Source organism: Acinetobacter sp. CY81, from assembly GCF_059515925.1.
Map to the genome: position 1 here is coordinate 1 of NZ_JCAKNC010000001.1, position 17,777 is coordinate 17,777.

The following is a 17,777-nucleotide window of genomic DNA, read 5'->3' on the forward strand; positions in this document are numbered from 1 at the left end:
ATTGGGCAATATTTCAAATCCAATAATAGTGAAGGAAGTGCAGCGCATATTTTAGCGCACACTGTGTTGGGCGCGGCGGTTGCAGCAGCAGGTGGTAATGATGCACTCCTTGCAGGAGTTACTGCGGGTGGAGCAGAAGCATCAGCACCGTTACTTTCAAAATATTTGTATGGAAAAGAAGCCAAAGACTTAACTGCAGATGAGAAAGGAACGGTAAGTGCGATTACTAGTTTGGTTGCATCTGGTGTAGGTGCAAGCACTGGTGATGTGGCTTCAAGTGTGCAAAGTAGTCAAGTGGCTCAGAATGCAGTGGAGAATAATTATTTAACAGTTAGTCAAATTCAGCAATTTGATAAAGAAATGGACCTTTGTAAAACAAATGTTAATTGTGAACAAAAAATTTTAGAAAAATATAAAAAGATAGCATTGGATCAAGATAAACAATTAGCTGCAGTATGTTCAGTGAATGCTATCTTATGCAAAGAAGAATATGGATTTATAGTCGAATATAGAAATGAAATAAAGAAAGCTTTAGCTGATACACAAAATTTACCAGCAGTTTATGAAAGTGGATTGTTGGCTCAGCAAGTAGATGCAGAAGGCTTTGTATTTAATGTTGAGTTAGCTCGACAGTTTAAGACAAAATATAATATATCTGATGAAGATGCTGCCAAGTTAGCAATGGCTGTATCTGCTATTGGAGCAGGTAAAGCAATAAAAGGTAAGGGCAATACAGGTTCCAAATATCCTGTTCCTGAGCCGACTAAAGCTGACAATGGTTTAATATATAAATCTAATTCTAAACATACACTAGGCGGGGAAGGAAATCGTCCAAATGCAGGAATTGAACCTAAAAACTCATTAGAGTTATTCAGCAATTCTTATCAATCTGGAAAGAAACGATATGCTGTTGACTCTCAAGGTAATATACATCAATTTACTTACGAAGGTAGTGGTTCTAAAACATGGCATTGGGCTGGGCGAACTGGAAAAGATCAGCCTGTACAACAAAGATCAGATGGGGGATTAATTCCACCTGATGTTATTAAGCATTTTGGACTAGATCCTAAAAAGGTAAAAAGATTATGATTTTTGGAAACCCCGAGAAATTTGCGCTGTTCATTGAACCTGTGACTTATATTTCAGGTGTGGATGATTATGATTGTTTTGGAGGGTTTATAATCAATAATAAATCTTATATTTCTGATGGAACAGTCATGTTGTATACCCAAAAAGACTTAGTTGTGGGAGGTGCTCTAGTTAATACTCCTGATCATGAGGAATATTACTCACTTCCATTAGATGAGTGTTTTAAAAGAATGATGAATTATCGATATTATAATTATATTGCTGAGACGGAAGAAGAGTTTGAAAACAAGGATTTCACTTATTATGATTATAATGAGCTGCTTTTTGATGCACAGTTGGAAAGTAGTAGTGTAGGAAGTAAGCGGTATCAAATGTTCTGTATTGGACATGAAGAGAGCGTTAGGTTGATTTCTTATATATATCCAATGGAGTCAGATTATTTACAGTTGAGTGATTTAAGTATTTATGAAATCAATGAATGTTTTTTAATAAAAAATGAGTTGAATGAAATTATAGATAAGCTTTTATCCTATAAATATGATTATACACCATAATTAACCGGAATCATGGATAAGCCTAATTTTATATCGTTGTAAACTGAGACTTGTTTTGATGGAAGATTTGAAAAGTACATAGGGCTTTGTTGCATAAAGGTTTGAAAGGCAGATCTATGCTAAGTAAGTTAAATTCAAGAGACAACTTGGGTATGAGGGCGACCCAATTCCATAAATCTATTTAAGACCGCTACACATGCATGAATCTTATTCACCTGGCGAGGCAAACTCCTTGCCGTTAATTTATTGCCTGAGAAGCCATGCTTCCTAAGATTTGATGCAATGCACCTTGGCTTTCACTAAACTTCGACGATTATAATCGAACCATCTTTTCTAAAGCGATCTGCCTAACCGTTTGACGGTCTTCATTAACTCATTCCTTTTCTATTAAGTCTCGCTTGCTGATCTTTCCTTGGCTTTGCATTCTTTATGGGAGGATTACCCTTGAGTAAAAGTAATCAGTGAGAAGCCTCTAAAATGAATGAAGTTCAATCTATAAAATTAATTATAAGTGAAATGATTAATTTGCTTGAAGAATTTGACTTAACATATTGGTCAACAGCATTTAAACGTTTTTTGACGGAAATTGATTCAAATTTTTCTCAAGTTAAGCACGATATTTTAAGGAATTATGCTGGAATGGGCTCATTTAATGACATCGTTTTAGAAAAAAATGGAGAATATCCACTTTATGAAAATGACAAATTTACCAAATTACGGAATGATCTTTATGATTTGTGCTTAGTATGACTCAATTGAACGTAAATCTACTGGCAGTTAGAGCTAAATTAATAAAAAGTTAGATGAAGCTAAAAAAGCTAAGGAAGCAGGAACACTGAGTCAAGCTGAGTTCGACAAGAAACAGCAACAACTTCAAACCTTAGGAATATTAGTCGATAGTATTTCAGCAGGTTTGTCAGCACCAACGAGCAGTGGCTTAGGTATAGCAGCCGCAACAGTAAGTCCTAAACTCAGCTATGAGATTGGGCAATATTTCAAATCCAATAATAGTGAAGGAAGTGCAGCGCATATTTTAGCGCACACTGTGTTGGGCGCGGCGGTTGCAGCAGCAGGTGGTAATGATGCACTCCTTGCAGGAGTTACTGCGGGTGGAGCAGAAGCATCAGCACCGTTACTTTCAAAATATTTGTATGGAAAAGAAGCCAAAGACTTAACTGCAGATGAGAAAGGAACGGTAAGTGCGATTACTAGTTTGGTTGCATCTGGTGTAGGTGCAAGCACTGGTGATGTGGCTTCAAGTGTGCAAAGTGGTCAAGTGGCTCAGAATGCGGTGGAAAATAATGGATTTTCAATTATTGATGAGAATTATGGGCAGGTAGTTAAAGAAAATACTAAAGAGAAATTTTCTTGTCCGACAGGATATGTTTGTCCAATACCCGAGAAAACTTTGGGTGAAAAAACTCTACTGGTAATTAATGATTTAACAATAAGGCAGCTAGCAGCTGCAATGGGTGCAGAATATGACCCTATAACTAAGGAGCATTTTACGCCAAAGGAAATACAAGAAGCTAAAGTTGCAATGCTAGGTTTAGGTTTTTCTAAAACGTTAAGTGGACCGATTAAATTAACGGATGAAGCATTTGAGAATATTGGGAAAAAATATGGTAAGGATATTGCGACAAAAATTGAGAATAATTTTTATCGTGATGGTGAAACAAGTGTTAATTGGACTTCCGCTAAGAAGGCTTCAAATAATATTAATTTGGCAGGACATTGGGAAAAACATAAAGATGAATTCCCTACGTTAATGTCCCAAAATGATTATTATCGTTTTGCACAAAATTTTGTAACTAACCCACCCAAAGATACATTAGAAAAAGTTAGAAAGAACGGTGATAGTGTACTTTATCAACCTAGTACAAATACATTTGCTGTGAAAACAAAGGATGGACTTCCTAGAACTGTATTTAGACCAGATCCAAAAGACCATGGATATAAAAATAATCTGGAGTATTTTAATGCACAATAACATGTTACATACTTGTAGAGTTTGTGGATATTGTGATGAAGACTTTTTTCCGTGGGGGCAGGATGGAGAAACTCCAACATTTGAAATTTGTCCATGTTGTAATGTGGAGTTTGGTTATGAAGATGCTCAAATCTCTAGCATTATTAGATATAGGAAAAAATGGATGAAATCGAGTAAATTCAAAACGGATAGTAAATATTTAAGACAATTGCAAAATATACAAGCTCAGTATTTTTGAGCGACAGTAAATTATGTTGCATTAAAAATTGGCTTTGTTGCACAAAGCTGTTCTTAAGGGCTTTTTCAGAAATATAATTTTCAGATGAAGAAACCTACACCTAAAATCTACCGTACAACAAATTGGTCTACATACAACCGAGCACTCATTAATCGTGGAAATATTGCCATTTGGTTTGATCCAAACACTCAGTGGTATGCGCAACCACAAGGCAAGCAAGGTCGAAACCAAACCTACTCCGACATAGCGATTCAATGCTGTTTGATGATTAAATCTCTATTTAGACTTACTTTACGCATGGTTACAGGCTTTGTTCAAACCTTAATTAAACTTTGCGGATTAGACTGGACAGCACCAGACTTCACGACGCTTTGTAGAGGACAAAAGTATATTGATATTCAAATTAGCTACCAAAAAAGTCGTGATGGGTTATACCTACTCGTCGACTCTACGGGTTTAAAATTTTTAGGTGAAGGCGAATGGAAGCGTAAGAAACATCAGCCTGAATATCGTCGCCAATGGCGTAAATTACATATTGGTATAGATGCTAAAACCCTACAAATACGAGCTGTTCAGCTTACAACCAATAACGTGAGTGATTCGCAAGTACTTGGTGATTTACTGGATCAAATCCCGGTGGAAGAGCAGATTGATTCAGTCTATACAGACGGAGCTTATGACACCAAGCAATGCCGACAGGTCATTGCAGATCGGCAAGCACATGCAGTGATACCACCAAGAAAAAATGCCAAGCCTTGGAAAGATAAAAAAGTTCATTCGCTAGAGCGAAATGAAGTACTTCGCACTGTTAAATGTTTAGGCAGGACACTATGGAAAAAATGGTCGGGCTACCATCAGCGAAGTCTGGTTGAAACCAAGATGCACTGCATCAAATTATTAGGAGATAAGCTGACTGCAGACATTTTCAAAGTCAAGGAAATGAAATACATGCCCGTATAGCCGTATTGAATAAATTTACGGAATTAGACCGACCTCATACCCGAGTTGTAACTTAAATTTGAGTGAGTTGGGGAATGATTTAAAATATAAATCTTTGAGCAACAAAGCCAGTTAAAGACCTAATACAACCTGATATGGTTTAAACCCATCTAGTACAGCTTCAGCAACCAACTGAATGAAAGGCTCAGTTTTTTCATAAGCCATCCACTGATCTAATGCTTCATAGTAGGCTAGTCGATTTTCGACAGTAATAACGCAGGGAGGGTATCCAGCTTTGAGTAACTCAAGGTTCATCAAAAGACGTGATGTACGTCCATTGCCATCAATAAATGGATGAATGCCTACAAAGTCCGCATGTACTTTAGCAGCACGTTCAATAGGATGAAGCTTGTGTGCCTCCGAATTATACCAATCAACTAACTGAACCATCTCGTCATTCAATGATGTATAGTGAGGAGGGGTAGTCGTAGCACCTGAAATCAATACGTTTTGTTGGCGATAACGTCCAGCATTGTCATCATCAATATTTTTTAGAATAAGCTGATGGATATTACGAATCTGCCATTCAGAAAAAGGCTCTTCTTTGCGAATAATGTCTTCAACATAGTAGATCGCATTTCTATGGTTGATTGCCTCGAAATGTTCTCGTAATGCTTTTCCGCCAACAGTTATACCTTCCAAAACAACTTTTGTTTCGAGTAGCGTAAGCGTATTGCCTTCTATTGCATTTGAATGATATGTCCAGCGAACAATAAGATCTTCTTGTAGATTTTTTACAATTGCAGGGGAAAGAGGACGATGCTGATCTAATTTCATTTTTAAAGCATCAATATTTTCAAACATAACCTTAGCCCTGAAGTTGTCTCATTGAATGATACATGAAAAAAATAAATATAAAATGTAATGTTATATTGTTGCATTTTATATTTAGAATTTACGTGTTAAACTCAGTACACAATTTCGAATTCCCAAGAAAGATTTGAACAAAAGTCCGTGGTTTATGCCTTGATCTAAATTCATGTCGTCTTAGGGAATCTCACTTCTCTAGAACAAGCTAAGAGATTTTTTTACGGTATTTTTTACGGTAAAGCTTAACGAGATTTTATTTTTATTAATATAAAACAATAGGATATTTCCTGAGTTCGGTGCGCGCTGAGCGCACCAGTTCAAATAATAAAATATATCTTTTCAAATGCTTTATATATTTAATCTAGACCTTTTCGTTTATTTCAAATATCACTAAGTTTCCATTTCTAAACCGCTTTGAAATCTAAAAACCTTATATTGGGTTATTCGACTTTTCCTCTGAAAATAAATTTTCAATAAGTATTTAATTTTCAAATGTTTACATTTTGTTTTTGATATTTTTTAGTCATATTTTCACTCTACTATTTTGCTTTCTTTTTACTAATAAGCAATTTTATATAGCCAAACACATAAACCTAGTTTAATATGAAATTAAATCAAAACGATACGTATCGTTTCGATATTTTGGCGTTATAAATCTGTTGGAAATACATTTAAATGGCAATTGAAGATAAGCATTCACGTAAAAGACTCGAAATTTTGAAAGCAGTCTCAGATGCATTATTTGATGTTGAATATCATCAGCTGACCGTAGAAGATGTCGCGTCGAGAGCGGGGGTGGGTAAATCTACGATTTATCGATGGTGGAAACATAAAGCAGACTTAGTTTTAGATGCTTTTAAACAACATACTTTGTCAATTTTTGATTTAGATCAAAAACTTAATTTAGAAGATAACCTAGTCTCGCAATTACTCAGACTGTCCTACGCTTTAGATCATCATTTAGGTCGAGCACTGTTAGTTGTTTTGGCGAATCATCGTGAAATGGCTGCTGCATTTTTCATTCAGTATCTTCTACCACGCCGTCAACAAATGCATCATTTGATTCAGCAATCGATTCAGTCAGGTGAAATCCGCGCTGATTATGAGTTTGATTTGATGCTCGATAGTTTATATGGACCAATTCATTATCAAATTATCTTTTTTAACAAGATGCCAGATGAAGATTACATTCGTAAATTAGTTCAAATGGTGCTTCTTCCAGTCCGTATTCAAGGCTAGCCTTCGCAAGCCAACTGAAAAGTGGGTCAATATGTATACAGCAACTGAGCAATTGTGGAATCGCTCATTCATTTTATGCATCCTGAATAATCTATTTTTATTCATTTATTACTTTGCATTACTGACGGTTTTGCCAATTTATATCATGAAAGATTTAGGAGGCTCAGTTCAAGAAGCTGGGTTAGCACTCACAATATTTCTAGTTTCATCCATAGCCACTAGACCTTTTTCAGGTTTGATTATTGAAAAGCTAGGTAAGCGGTTTACCATGCGAAGTGCAGGATTGATCTTTGCGTTATTTGCATTTGGTTATTTGCTTATAGATAGTATGTGGTCGCTCTTATTGATCCGTTTTTTACATGGAGTTTGGTTCAGCATTCTGACGACGGTGACCGTACCTGTAGCAAATGAGTTTATTCCTGAACAGCGTAAAGGTGAGGGCATGGGATATTTTGTCATGTCGACCAACTTAGGTGTAGTCTTTGGACCACTCTTGGCATTAACTCTTATCCAATTTGCCAGTTTTAAGGTGTTATTTGGTGTGTTGGCTATTTTAATTTCGATTGGGTTGATCTTCAGTTGGATGTTAAAAATTAATGAAGCGCCAAAATCTCGCTCATTAGAACAAAATCAGATCACTGCTCAAAGATCAAAATTAAGTTTGCATGACATCATTGAACTTAAAGTAATCGCAGTTGGATGTGTCGCGTTACTCACCGCATTTTCATATTCAAGTGTGATGACTTTTATTACGGCATTTAGCGAAACCAAACAACTATTGGCCTATACCAGTATATTTTTCATTGTATTTGCAGTATCGATGCTTGTAGTACGACCATGGGTAGGTAAATTCTATGATCGAAAAGGGCCAGATGCTCTCATTTATCCTTCTTTTATTTTCTTTGCCATTGGTTTAGTGATCATTACCTTTATTTCCAATCAGTGGGTGCTATGGCTTTCTGCTGTCTTTATTGGAATAGGCTATGGTTCTCTATTTCCATGTTTACAAACATTGGCGATTCAAAGCGTAGATCGACAGAGAATGGGGCATGCAATATCAACATTCTTTACGTTATTTGATATTGGTTTGGCTGTAGGTTCAGTGATGATGGGATTGCTGATCGCATATTGGGGCTATGAAAATACATATTTATTTTGTGCAATCATGGTGATGTTGACAATATTTATTTATAGACACTACGTTTCTAAGCCACGAAGACTTTTAAAAGAAACATCAGTTTCATCTTAAAAATTTATTTTAAAATTGGCCTTAGATAATGCATAAATAAGTATGAACTGAAAATTTTGCACTATAAAAATGAACACACTCGATTGAATAGATTCGCGATTTTGGATGGGATATTTTTAGATAGGGTGTTTTTAGATATAGAAATTCAGTGTTGGTGGAGTAATGATTGATTTTACAAAGTACATTATTTTAAATTGTATGAATAAAATTTCAATTATATTTTAGCTTTAAAAATGTGCAGAAATGTTAAATCAATTGCATTCATCTTAGCGCTGGCTTATTTTAAAACTACAGTAGGTCGTGTATGACGCTACGAAGAAGTTGGACGGATCAATGACAGCTCGTTGAGTTTGATCATAAGATCATACAAGAAATCAGCACTAGCCTTCCAACATAAAAGCTCGCAGAAATGCGGGCTTTTCTAATGGCTAGAATTTTTATAGATTAAAAAGTCATTAGATTTTAAAGTTGAAGCAATTGAGTATTTCGCTCAAAATTCTCCAATCAACGTTCATAAAAAAGTGACCGAATTTTATCGATCACTCATTTATCTCAACGAATGAATATTACTTAAGCTTTTTGAGCCTGTCCATCTAGATGATTCAGTACAGTTGTTAATAAATGATAAAGCATATGGCGACTTTGATTGGCGATGGCAATATCATTGTTATCTAAGCGAAATGCTAATCCAGATTTAGTTTCATTTTCGATAATCGTATGATGCTGTGAAATCGGATCGACTGAGATAGAATAACGGTTGGTGAAATCAATGAGTCGTAATCCAGCAATACTTTCTTCTACATTTGAATAGAGATTCGATAGAATAATTGCTTTATGGTTAGGCTTTTGATTAAAGATGATCGTCATGCTCAAATCCTATTGATTTATGATTATTTTGAAGATGGGCTTGATAATAGATTAAAATATACTCAATTTAAAAGCATTGTTATGTAACAATATAGGCTGTTATTACGTTTATTTAAATTAATTCACAAGAATAAGAAATTAATGATTCAATCATAATAAGTGATTTGAATTGTTTATAGAGGATGGCTTTATATATCTTAAGATTCTATTTTTTAAAGATTTTATAAATTTATATGATTTATGGATAAAAGAATTATTGAGTATGATTCGAGTTTAATGGTTTGCCTTTGATGATTGTTTTAGGTGGCAACATGCTACGTTTTAGAATGTAAACTGATTATTTATCTATAGTTTACGAATTGCTATTGATGATCTGATTTAAGAGTTAAACATTCATGAGTCAGATGCATGAATATGGATCAGAAAAATCACACTAGCTATGCATCAAATGGTGAATTGAATAATTGATTTGTTGTAGGTTTTGATTGAGTAAAGCAGGCGCGATTCGAGACTCTTGCAAATGTGTGATCCATTGGATTTGACACATTTTTAAAGAAGCAAGATTACTCGATTTTTTAATCTCTAAAATTAATGGCTTTGCCATAAGACCACAGTATTGCTCTAGTAATTCGATCATTAATGCTTGAATTTGATGAATTGTTAAATCATCAAAATTTTGAGAGTTTGGTTCTTGTTTTTGCACCAATTGAATCGAACTTTCTGATGGGTTGATTTGAGGCATTACAGTTGCAGTTGAAGATAAGCTAACAGCAGTTTCAAGTGGATTTTGAAATTGATTCGGTGGTTGAGTTGCTGTTTCTAATTTCACTTGAATTTCTGAAAGATGCGACATTTGATCCAAATGTGGCGTAGAAATTAATCCTAAATTGCTCAGTTGTTCTAATAATTCAGGTGGTGCAATTCGTTGCTTGAATTGATCAGTGAGTAGGGTGAAGTCTTCCGTTCCAATCAATACCAGTAGCCGACGTTGTCTTGCGGTTAAATCTTTTGATCGTGATTGTAAGGTGTCTATGCCCAGTTGAGTTTTGTAATATTCATTCATCCCTAATTGACCTCAAGTACAAATTAGGGATGAAGATACTATGTGAAAATTACACTATTGTTACATCATTGTGATTTTAAATAATTATACAAAACAATAATTTATAATGTGATTAAATTCTCAATTCTAGTGCTTTTCTTAAGTAAGGGTCTAAGTCTTCTTGGCGCATTAACCATTGAACATAGTCACTTGGTAAATCTACGATTGCTGTGCCACGGTGCTTACCAAAATTAATTGAGCGAGGTATACGAGCATCTTCAGAAGCTTCGAACAACGCTTCAATTGTCTGAATATTCAGTTTGTGCACAATGTGCATTAAAATATTCGCAGTTAAAATAATATCGGCATCAGCACGATGTGCGCCTTTCAACATTTCACGGGCTTTCTCGCTGCCTTTACTGATCATATAAATCAGTGCTGAAATGTTATGTGCTTCAGCATCTGGCCAAACAAGGCGAGCAAGAGCCAGTGTACAAATCGCTTTAATATGTTGGGTATCTACACCACAGGTCTGAATCGCGCGAATATCATAATCAATGTTATGACCAATGATATAAACCGTTTCAGTAGGAAGGGTAAAAGTACCGAAATTAGGCTGATCTACAATATCAGCTTCTAAAATGTGATGGACAGCCATCGCTGCAAAAGAGATTTTTTCATCGCCAATACTATAAAGTTGATCAAACATTTTTGAGCGATCAAGACTCAGTTTTCCAGCTTCAATTTCTATCGGTGCGTATGCAATCTCGATGGGTAAACCATTCAATGTATGCGTTTCAGTATCGAGAATAATGGCTTGCATGCTGTTTTCCGTCAGTGCAAATATATTTGAAAATAATTTATCATTTTCACTAAATCAGGCACAGGCAAATTTGTGATTAATCTGCAAATTTTTCAAATGAATTGAAGCTTAGAGACGAGTTTGAGCAGAAATGATGCTGAATTGGTTTTTTTAATTGGATGAGTTGAAATAAGACCCTTATATAGAAAGAAGGGGATGCTGATAGTAAGATTTATAAGTACCTGAGGTTTAGTCGAGTATCGACATTTAAAAGGCTTTTAAAATATTCTAAAAGATAGAATAAAGAACACTCTATCGAAGGGTCTTAAATAAGTTGATGATTCAATTTAAGATAATGAAAAGGTTAAATCGCCTCTAAATATTAGACTTATTAAATCTTTCATCATATTTCAAAGGCTTGTTTTGAACACTACTGAAACATCATCGCTTAAAATGAATCATATTTAATGCAAACTGACGAAACTTCATTCTCGAAATTCATAAAGTTCATGCTACAATACGCGCCAATCTTAGCACGGCTTAAAAGCCCTAATTTAATAGGACCTCGCTAATGTTTGCCAATATCTCAATTGCTGAATTTGATCCAGAAATCGCGAAAGCAATCACTCAAGAAGATGCACGCCAAGAAGCGCACATCGAGTTAATTGCTTCTGAAAACTATTGCTCACCTGCAGTAATGGAAGCTCAAGGTTCTAAACTTACCAATAAATATGCGGAAGGCTACCCTGGCAAACGCTATTATGGCGGTTGTGAATATGTAGACGTTATCGAACAATTGGCGATTGACCGTGCTAAAGAACTCTTTGGCGCTGACTATGCTAACGTTCAACCACATGCTGGTTCTCAAGCAAACTCTGCGGTTTACTTAGCGCTTCTTAACCCAGGCGATACAGTTTTGGGTATGAGCTTGGCTCACGGTGGTCACTTGACTCACGGTGCTAAAGTAAGCTTCTCTGGTAAAACTTATAACGCAATTCAATACGGTCTAAACCCTGAAACAGGCGAGATCGATTATGAAGAAGTTGAACGTTTAGCGATCGAGCACAAGCCAAAAATGATCGTGGCTGGTTTCTCTGCGTACAGCCAAATCGTTGATTGGCAGCGTTTCCGTGATATCGCGGACAAAGTTGGCGCTTACCTATTTGTAGATATGGCTCACGTTGCTGGTTTAGTTGCTGCGGGTGTTTACCCAAGCCCAGTTCAAATTGCTGACGTTACGACAACTACGACTCACAAAACACTTCGTGGTCCACGTTCAGGTTTAATCCTTGCGAAAGCAAACGAAGAAATCGAGAAAAAACTTCAATCAGCTGTATTCCCAGGTAACCAAGGTGGTCCTTTGGTTCATGCTGTTGCTGCTAAAGCAATCTGCTTTAAAGAAGCAATGGCGCCTGAATACAAAACTTACCAACAACAAGTGGTTAAGAACGCTCAAGCAATGGCTGAAGTTCTTATCGCTCGTGGTTATGAAGTTGTTTCTGGTGGAACGAAAAACCATTTATTCTTATTGTCTTTAATCAAACAAGACATTACAGGTAAAGAAGCGGATGCTTGGTTAGGCGCGGCTCACATTACTGTGAACAAAAACTCTGTACCAAATGATCCACGCTCTCCGTTTGTTACTTCTGGTATCCGTATTGGTACACCAGCAGTAACTACACGTGGTTTTGGTGAAGCTGAAGTACGTGCGCTTGCAGGTTGGATTGCTGATATCCTTGATGCAAAAGGTGACGAAGCTGTAATCAATACAGTGAAAGCACAAGTTGAAACTGTATGTGCGAAATTCCCAGTTTACGCATAAGTTAAACTGTAAAAGGAGCCTCCTTTAAGGAGGCTTTTTTTATGTCGGTATAAATAGTTATCTAATGATATATTTTCTGCTATAAATGATTGATAGATAAAAATGAAAAAGACGCATTTTATAGACTTGCGTGAATAAGGAATTGAATACATGGATCAACCAAATATTATTGTTTCTGAACAAGATCTACATCGTTTAGAAACGATGCTTGAACATCAAACTAAACTCACGCCAACCATGCAGCATTTGGAAAATGAATTGGCTCGTGCGGAGGTTGTCGCACCTAAAGACGTACCTAGCAATGTCGTGAGTATGAATGCGCGTGTCATGATTACAATTGCACCGGCTATAGAACCAACTGAAATTGTTTTGGTTTACCCGCATGAATTTTTAGGTGAAAAAGGACAGGTTAATGTGATCGCTCCTATAGGTGCAGCGATTCTTGGCTTGGCAGAAGGGCAGGAAATTGAGTGGCCACAACCTGATGGTCATTTGATGAAAGTGAAAATTGAAAAAGTGCTTTATCAACCTGAGCGTGAAGGTCATTACTTATAATCGAGCAATAGACCAGATATTGATTTAAACATGAGTTCAAAATAAAGCCCAATCTAGAATAGATTGGGCTTTTATTACATTTAAGATTGTTTTAGTTCATCATAAGGTACACGAGATAATTGTGATTACTTTTGAGCAATCGCAGTTTCTTCAATATATTTGGTTAAATAACTTTCTCTTATTTCTTTACGTTGTTCGTTCGTTGTCGCTTTCTGCATTTTTTGACGAAGTTCATTACGCTCTGAAGAACTCATTTTTTGCCATGCTTCACGCATTTGAGATTTTTCTTGTTCAGGCAGTTGTGTGAACCAATCCATTTTTTGTTGTAGTTCAACACTTTGACTTTCTGGAATCTCTTTAAGATTTTGATAGCGTTTAATCAAAGCACGTTGTTCATCGTCTGAGAGGGCATCCCAAGTTTCGCTGACTTGAGTATCGGCATCTTTAGAAAAAATCCAAAAACGCTCATAGCCTGCAAAACTGGTCTGCAAGAAGCTTAGTGCACAAAAAGCCAAGGCTAAATTTTTAGCTGCCATGAACGACTTTATCCTCACCAAATACAGATAACATCTCTAAATCTTCCATCATTTGTGGAGATAATTTAGGGCTAACAATCACTTGTTGGGTATTGGGTTTTTCACCAAAATCAACAGCGTTCGGCAATACAACAAAACCTGTGATGGCTGCGGCTAAAGCAAAACCTGTGATTTTCCAATTCATAAATTGAGAAGTGATGGATTTAGTTTGGATTTTTTCCAAAACATGATCCATGACCACTGCTTTATTTCTATGGTTATGAGCGAGTTGATCAAGCTTAGCCGTTACTTGCTTTGCAAATTCGTCATTATTCTTCATCAAATGAACCTCCTGAATGAGGGTTTAAATGCGATAGAGAATTTCTTAAACCTTGAATAGCTCGATGATAATGGGTTTTAACCGATCCATCTGAGCAGTTCATAATCTCTGCGGTTGTATGGGTATCAAAACCTTCCCAAGCTCTCAACATGAATGCTTGCTGTTGGCGTACAGGGAGTTTTGAAATAGCAGACTGAATTTCTTCCATAGTGAGTTCTTGCGATAGAAATTGTAATGGATTGGGTGTGGACTCATCCACAATATCCAAAGTTTCATCTTCATCAGAATCGAGATCAGCTTTTTTGAAAAGTGAAAATGGAAAAGCACGTCGTGATTCCTTACGACGCCAGTCTTGTAATTTGTTATTTAGAATCGTATAGAACAGGGGGTACCATTCTTCAGTGGATTTATCCGAATAAGATTTATGCAGTGAAATAAAGGCTTCTTGCACTAGATCCATGGCAATCCCATTATGACCTTGGGTTGCGCTTTCCATCATTACTAAGGCACGTCCAGTAACTTCTCGCATGAAATTCTTCAGGCGTTGTTCAGCCGTGCTCACAAGAACACTTGAATCGTCAAGCTTAGATTTTTTCGGTGCTAAATCCATAGAGATGGAAAATCCCGTCATTGGGTACCCACCATTATTCTTAATGTCATACTTATATAACGTATAAAAATAATGATAGGTTGACAATTAAAGCAACTATTTTTAGCAGTTTAAATGATTTTCCCAGATGAGGGGGAGATGGTTAATATAAATTAACCATTTAGATGCGTTGGCGAACCATTTCAAAGAAGCAGATTGAACCCGCAATAGCCACGTTAAGGGACTCTTGACCACCCGGTTGAGGGATAGAGACAGCAGCCGCGTTTGCAAGTGCATACTCTGATACACCTTGACCTTCATTGCCTAGAATCCAAACGCTTGGTTGGCTAAGATCTTTGCTGTATAAACTTTCAGATTCATGTGAGCTGGTCACATAAACTGGAATCGTGAATTTAGACAAGATATCTTCAAGTTCAACATTTTCATAGGTATTTACAGCGAAGTGTGCACCCATGCCCGCTCTTAGAACACGTGGAGACCACAGCGATGCTGAACCCTTTGTAGAGACAATTTGTGTAATCCCTGCTGCAGCAGCTGAACGTAAAAGTGTACCAACATTACCCGGGTCTTGAACATTTTCAAGCACTAAAGTGTCTGCATCAAAGTTTAGTGAATGACTTGAAGATGGAATATCTACAACTGCCAAGCAAGCTAAGCTTGTACCTAGGGTACTAATTTCTTTATAAAGCGATTCGCCAATAACAAAAACATTCCCTGCATATAGCTCTGCAATCTTGTCGAAATCAGGATGTTCAATCGCTTTTTCAGTCGTGAAAATCGAAGTGATTTGACGTTTTTTCTCAAGCCAAGCGAGACATAAATGCGTACCTTCAAGAACCGTTTGTCCTTGTTTTTTACGGTAAGTATTTTGCTCAATTAAACCACGTAAGTGCTTAATTTTGGGGTTGTCTTTTGATTCAAGATAAATCATTGCCATGGTTTTATAAATCCATAGGAGCTAAATAGAGATTTAACTCCTACTATAAGTAAAATTAATTGTGGTATTGAGTGACTAGATCAACTTCGTTTTTAGAACCAATCACCACAGGAACACGTTGATGAAGGTCAGTCGGTTGGATGTCTAAAATACGTACACGACCTGTTGTAGATGCGCCGCCAGCTTGTTCCATCAACATACTCATCGGGTTTGCTTCATACATTAAGCGTAAACGACCTGCTTTTTGAGGATCTTTCGTATCGTATGGGTACATGAAAATACCTGTACGACAAAGGATACGGTGAATATCACCCACCATGCATGCTACCCAACGCATGTTGAAATCTTTCGCACGTGGGCCAGTTTTACCTGCAAGTAATTCATCAATATAACGTTGAACAGGTGCTTCCCAATGACGTTGATTTGATGCATTAATTGCGTATTCTTTGGTATCTGCACCCACTTGAACATTTTCAGAAGTCAGTAGGAATTCTTTTGATTCAGGGTCAAAAGTAAAGAATACAGTGCCTGCGCCTACAGTCAGTGCCATCATGGTTGATGGACCATATAATACATAACCCGCAGCGACTTGTTGTGTACCCGCTTGCATGAAGTCTTCAGACGTCGTTACTGCTTTTTGAGCAGGAAGAATAGAGAAAATCGTACCTACACACATGTTAATGTCGATATTACTTGAACCATCAAGTGGATCGAATAATACAAGGTATTTACCATTTTCTTGTGCAGGAGTGAAATCATCAAGTTCTTCAGATGCTAAACCACCGACATTTGGATTGATTTTCAATGCATCAATCAAATAATCATTAGAGATAACATCAAGTTTCTTTTGCTCTTCACCTTGAACATTTTCATTTTGAGCACTACCTAAAACGCCTGCTAAAGCGCCTTTTTGTAGTAAAAGATCAATGCTTTTGCATGTCGTAGCAATGGTATCAATGACATCAGAAAGTTCAGGTGTTAGATTCCCTTGTTGTTGTTCTAAATATTGGGAGAGGGTGCGGTAAGACATAGCAAATGAGCTCCAAAAAGCGTTAAAAATATAGCAATACATTGATTGGTGTCTATTTTAGAGAGTTCGAATCAAAATAGAAACCTTATTCGAAAAATGTGGTGATTTTAGGCTTGAAAGAGTTTTAGAACATGCTATGTTGATAGAGTGGATGATTAAAATACAAGGAGCACTAATATGACCATTCAAAAGTTTGAGGCGACTCCAACAGCGGGTGAAGCTTTCGATGTTCAAAGTGTAAGTACTGAAAAATCGAAAGAAGCTTGGAAAGAATATGAGTCTAAGCCTGAATATAAAGACTTTAATAAGCATGACATGATTGAGTCTATGCAAGCTCATCCCATGCCAGAATCTCAAAGCTAAACTCTACACACAAGCAAAGTTCTACATATACGCTTACTTGCAATTTTTAAGTTTAAAGACGTATAAAAAAGCGCTCATCAAATGGAGCGCTTTTTTATTTTTGAAATCGACTATCTAAAATAAATTATTTTAGAAGAGGTGGAACAGCTTCATAGTTTAATTCTACGCGGCGGTTTTCTTTCCACGCAGCTTCATTGTGTCCTGCATTGATTGGCATTTCTTTACCATAGCTCACTGCTTCAAGCTGAGTAGCATTTACACCATTGGTGATTAAATAGCTTTGAACTGCTTTAGCACGACGTTCACCCAAAGCCATGTTGTATTCACGTGTACCACGTTCATCCGTATGACCTGTTAATGCAATTTTAGAGTTTGCATTGGCATTTAAAAATTGAGCATGTGCTTGAAGCGTTTGGTAATCTTCATTTGATAATTCACTGCTGTCATAATCAAAATGAACAGCACGTTTTGCTAAGAATGATTTATTGGCTTCCGTTACGCCTTTCGCTGAAGCACCAGTTAGGTTTTGAGCATTTAGCGCAGCATCTTCACTTAAACCAGACGTGTTTACTGTAGTCGATGTGCTTGGAACATTGCTAGACGGATCATTGTTAAGATCGGTCGTCGGTTTACGTGTTGCACAACCTGTCATGATTAAACTAACGGCAATGAGTGGTAAAGCGAAAGTCTTAATAGCGTTCATGTTCATCTCCTTGAAATTAAAAA

18 protein-coding genes and 3 pseudogenes are annotated in these 17,777 nt (G+C 36.7%); 10 read left to right on the top strand and 11 right to left on the bottom strand.

Going from position 1 to position 17,777, the window contains the following annotated elements:
- Window positions 1-1,089: VENN motif pre-toxin domain-containing protein (locus AC5YDM_RS00005; RefSeq protein WP_496150077.1), on the top strand; the 1,089-nt coding region annotated here is incomplete at its 5' end.
- Complete coding sequence (locus AC5YDM_RS00010; RefSeq protein ID WP_496150078.1) at window positions 1,086-1,643, top strand: Imm42 family immunity protein; 558 nt, start codon at window positions 1,086-1,088, stop codon at window positions 1,641-1,643. The genes AC5YDM_RS00005 and AC5YDM_RS00010, both read left to right, overlap by 4 nt.
- Window positions 1,644-1,777: 134 nt before the next feature.
- Here the strand turns inward: AC5YDM_RS00010 and AC5YDM_RS00015 are convergent.
- A pseudogene (locus AC5YDM_RS00015) lies at window positions 1,778-2,080 on the bottom strand (IS5/IS1182 family transposase); the annotation flags it as partial.
- 40 nt (window positions 2,081-2,120) lie between these two features.
- On the opposite strand from AC5YDM_RS00015, the gene AC5YDM_RS00020 reads away from it, so the two are divergent.
- The 3 genes and pseudogenes from AC5YDM_RS00020 (at window position 2,121) to AC5YDM_RS00030 (ending at window position 4,887) form a co-directional block, all read left to right on the top strand.
- The gene (locus AC5YDM_RS00020) at window positions 2,121-2,393 is read left to right on the top strand and encodes a DUF6966 domain-containing protein (protein ID WP_496150079.1); all 273 of its coding nucleotides are present in this window, start codon (window positions 2,121-2,123) and stop codon (window positions 2,391-2,393) included.
- A gap of 37 nt (window positions 2,394-2,430) precedes the next feature.
- Window positions 2,431-3,009: pseudogene (locus AC5YDM_RS00025) on the top strand (VENN motif pre-toxin domain-containing protein); the annotation flags it as partial.
- 946 nt (window positions 3,010-3,955) lie between these two features.
- A pseudogene (locus AC5YDM_RS00030) lies at window positions 3,956-4,887 on the top strand (IS5 family transposase).
- A 55-nt stretch (window positions 4,888-4,942) separates the two neighbouring features.
- Here AC5YDM_RS00030 and AC5YDM_RS00035 read toward each other — a convergent pair.
- Window positions 4,943-5,674, bottom strand: coding sequence for a Fic family protein (locus AC5YDM_RS00035; protein WP_496150080.1), 732 nt, complete (start codon window positions 5,672-5,674; stop codon window positions 4,943-4,945).
- 681 nt (window positions 5,675-6,355) lie between these two features.
- Between AC5YDM_RS00035 and AC5YDM_RS00040 the strand changes: the two genes are divergently transcribed.
- Both AC5YDM_RS00040 and AC5YDM_RS00045 read left to right on the top strand, forming a co-directional pair.
- Complete coding sequence (locus AC5YDM_RS00040; protein WP_496150081.1) at window positions 6,356-6,919, top strand: TetR/AcrR family transcriptional regulator; 564 nt, start codon at window positions 6,356-6,358, stop codon at window positions 6,917-6,919.
- A 31-nt stretch (window positions 6,920-6,950) separates the two neighbouring features.
- Window positions 6,951-8,168, top strand: a complete 1,218-nt coding sequence (locus AC5YDM_RS00045; protein WP_496150082.1) for an MFS transporter — start codon at window positions 6,951-6,953, stop codon at window positions 8,166-8,168.
- Between the two features lie 570 nt (window positions 8,169-8,738).
- Here the strand turns inward: AC5YDM_RS00045 and AC5YDM_RS00050 are convergent.
- The 3 genes from AC5YDM_RS00050 to AC5YDM_RS00060 form a co-directional block, all read right to left on the bottom strand.
- Window positions 8,739-9,035, bottom strand: coding sequence for a hypothetical protein (locus AC5YDM_RS00050; RefSeq protein ID WP_496150083.1), 297 nt, complete (start codon window positions 9,033-9,035; stop codon window positions 8,739-8,741).
- A 433-nt stretch (window positions 9,036-9,468) separates the two neighbouring features.
- Window positions 9,469-10,098, bottom strand: a complete 630-nt coding sequence (locus AC5YDM_RS00055; RefSeq protein WP_496150084.1) for a hypothetical protein — start codon at window positions 10,096-10,098, stop codon at window positions 9,469-9,471.
- Window positions 10,099-10,210: 112 nt separating this feature from the next.
- Complete coding sequence (locus AC5YDM_RS00060; RefSeq protein ID WP_496150085.1) at window positions 10,211-10,900, bottom strand: putative quorum-sensing-regulated virulence factor; 690 nt, start codon at window positions 10,898-10,900, stop codon at window positions 10,211-10,213.
- Between the two features lie 550 nt (window positions 10,901-11,450).
- Between AC5YDM_RS00060 and glyA the strand changes: the two genes are divergently transcribed.
- Together glyA and rnk are read left to right on the top strand one after the other, a co-directional pair.
- Window positions 11,451-12,701 carry a serine hydroxymethyltransferase gene (glyA, locus tag AC5YDM_RS00065; RefSeq protein ID WP_496150086.1) on the top strand — a complete coding sequence of 417 codons (1,251 nt, stop codon included), beginning with the start codon at window positions 11,451-11,453 and terminating at the stop codon, window positions 12,699-12,701.
- Window positions 12,702-12,851: 150 nt separating this feature from the next.
- Window positions 12,852-13,256 (top strand): nucleoside diphosphate kinase regulator, encoded by a 405-nt coding sequence (gene rnk / locus AC5YDM_RS00070; protein ID WP_496150087.1) that lies wholly within the window; start codon window positions 12,852-12,854, stop codon window positions 13,254-13,256.
- 125 nt (window positions 13,257-13,381) lie between these two features.
- Here the strand turns inward: rnk and AC5YDM_RS00075 are convergent, their stop codons facing one another.
- The 5 genes from AC5YDM_RS00075 to AC5YDM_RS00095 all read right to left on the bottom strand — a co-directional run bounded on the left by AC5YDM_RS00075 (window position 13,382) and on the right by AC5YDM_RS00095 (window position 16,688).
- Window positions 13,382-13,792: a DUF3106 domain-containing protein gene (locus tag AC5YDM_RS00075; RefSeq protein WP_496150088.1), complete on the bottom strand. Its 411-nt coding sequence runs from the start codon at window positions 13,790-13,792 to the stop codon at window positions 13,382-13,384.
- Window positions 13,782-14,111, bottom strand: coding sequence for a hypothetical protein (locus AC5YDM_RS00080; protein WP_496150089.1), 330 nt, complete (start codon window positions 14,109-14,111; stop codon window positions 13,782-13,784). Before AC5YDM_RS00080 ends, AC5YDM_RS00075 begins: the two co-directional genes overlap by 11 nt.
- The gene (locus tag AC5YDM_RS00085) at window positions 14,101-14,721 is read right to left on the bottom strand and encodes an RNA polymerase sigma factor (RefSeq protein WP_496150534.1); all 621 of its coding nucleotides are present in this window, start codon (window positions 14,719-14,721) and stop codon (window positions 14,101-14,103) included. The genes AC5YDM_RS00080 and AC5YDM_RS00085 overlap by 11 nt, the downstream gene beginning before the upstream one ends.
- Before the next feature lie 160 nt (window positions 14,722-14,881).
- Window positions 14,882-15,658, bottom strand: a complete 777-nt coding sequence (locus AC5YDM_RS00090) for a TrmH family RNA methyltransferase (RefSeq protein ID WP_496150090.1) — start codon at window positions 15,656-15,658, stop codon at window positions 14,882-14,884.
- Window positions 15,659-15,713: 55 nt separating this feature from the next.
- Entirely contained in the window at window positions 15,714-16,688 is a 975-nt protein-coding gene (locus tag AC5YDM_RS00095; RefSeq protein ID WP_496150091.1) for a class 1 fructose-bisphosphatase, read from the bottom strand.
- Between the two features lie 177 nt (window positions 16,689-16,865).
- Here AC5YDM_RS00095 and AC5YDM_RS00100 point away from each other — a divergent pair, with 177 nt between their 5' ends.
- The gene (locus AC5YDM_RS00100; protein ID WP_496150093.1) at window positions 16,866-17,051 is read left to right on the top strand and encodes an NF038105 family protein; all 186 of its coding nucleotides are present in this window, start codon (window positions 16,866-16,868) and stop codon (window positions 17,049-17,051) included.
- Window positions 17,052-17,175: 124 nt separating this feature from the next.
- Here the strand turns inward: AC5YDM_RS00100 and pal are convergent, their stop codons facing one another.
- Entirely contained in the window at window positions 17,176-17,754 is a 579-nt protein-coding gene (gene pal, locus AC5YDM_RS00105) for a peptidoglycan-associated lipoprotein Pal (protein WP_496150094.1), read from the bottom strand.
- Window positions 17,755-17,777 lie beyond the last annotated feature (23 nt).

What these genes read in the sequence shown, in the direction of transcription:
- AC5YDM_RS00035 (WP_496150080.1), bottom strand. Translation starts at nt 5,674, where the DNA reads ATGTTTGAAAATATTGATGCTTTAAAAATGAAATTAGATCAGCATCGT.
- AC5YDM_RS00100 (WP_496150093.1), top strand. Translation starts at nt 16,866, where the DNA reads ATGACCATTCAAAAGTTTGAGGCGACTCCAACAGCGGGTGAAGCTTTC.
- AC5YDM_RS00055 (WP_496150084.1), bottom strand. Translation starts at nt 10,098, where the DNA reads ATGAATGAATATTACAAAACTCAACTGGGCATAGACACCTTACAATCA.
- pal (WP_496150094.1), bottom strand. Translation starts at nt 17,754, where the DNA reads ATGAACGCTATTAAGACTTTCGCTTTACCACTCATTGCCGTTAGTTTA.
- AC5YDM_RS00095 (WP_496150091.1), bottom strand. Translation starts at nt 16,688, where the DNA reads ATGTCTTACCGCACCCTCTCCCAATATTTAGAACAACAACAAGGGAAT.
- AC5YDM_RS00075 (WP_496150088.1), bottom strand. Translation starts at nt 13,792, where the DNA reads ATGGCAGCTAAAAATTTAGCCTTGGCTTTTTGTGCACTAAGCTTCTTG.
- rnk (WP_496150087.1), top strand. Translation starts at nt 12,852, where the DNA reads ATGGATCAACCAAATATTATTGTTTCTGAACAAGATCTACATCGTTTA.
- AC5YDM_RS00040 (WP_496150081.1), top strand. Translation starts at nt 6,356, where the DNA reads ATGGCAATTGAAGATAAGCATTCACGTAAAAGACTCGAAATTTTGAAA.
- AC5YDM_RS00085 (WP_496150534.1), bottom strand. Translation starts at nt 14,721, where the DNA reads ATGGATTTAGCACCGAAAAAATCTAAGCTTGACGATTCAAGTGTTCTT.
- AC5YDM_RS00050 (WP_496150083.1), bottom strand. Translation starts at nt 9,035, where the DNA reads ATGACGATCATCTTTAATCAAAAGCCTAACCATAAAGCAATTATTCTA.
- AC5YDM_RS00080 (WP_496150089.1), bottom strand. Translation starts at nt 14,111, where the DNA reads ATGAAGAATAATGACGAATTTGCAAAGCAAGTAACGGCTAAGCTTGAT.
- AC5YDM_RS00090 (WP_496150090.1), bottom strand. Translation starts at nt 15,658, where the DNA reads ATGGCAATGATTTATCTTGAATCAAAAGACAACCCCAAAATTAAGCAC.
- AC5YDM_RS00060 (WP_496150085.1), bottom strand. Translation starts at nt 10,900, where the DNA reads ATGCAAGCCATTATTCTCGATACTGAAACGCATACATTGAATGGTTTA.
- glyA (WP_496150086.1), top strand. Translation starts at nt 11,451, where the DNA reads ATGTTTGCCAATATCTCAATTGCTGAATTTGATCCAGAAATCGCGAAA.
- AC5YDM_RS00020 (WP_496150079.1), top strand. Translation starts at nt 2,121, where the DNA reads ATGAATGAAGTTCAATCTATAAAATTAATTATAAGTGAAATGATTAAT.
- AC5YDM_RS00045 (WP_496150082.1), top strand. Translation starts at nt 6,951, where the DNA reads ATGTATACAGCAACTGAGCAATTGTGGAATCGCTCATTCATTTTATGC.
- AC5YDM_RS00010 (WP_496150078.1), top strand. Translation starts at nt 1,086, where the DNA reads ATGATTTTTGGAAACCCCGAGAAATTTGCGCTGTTCATTGAACCTGTG.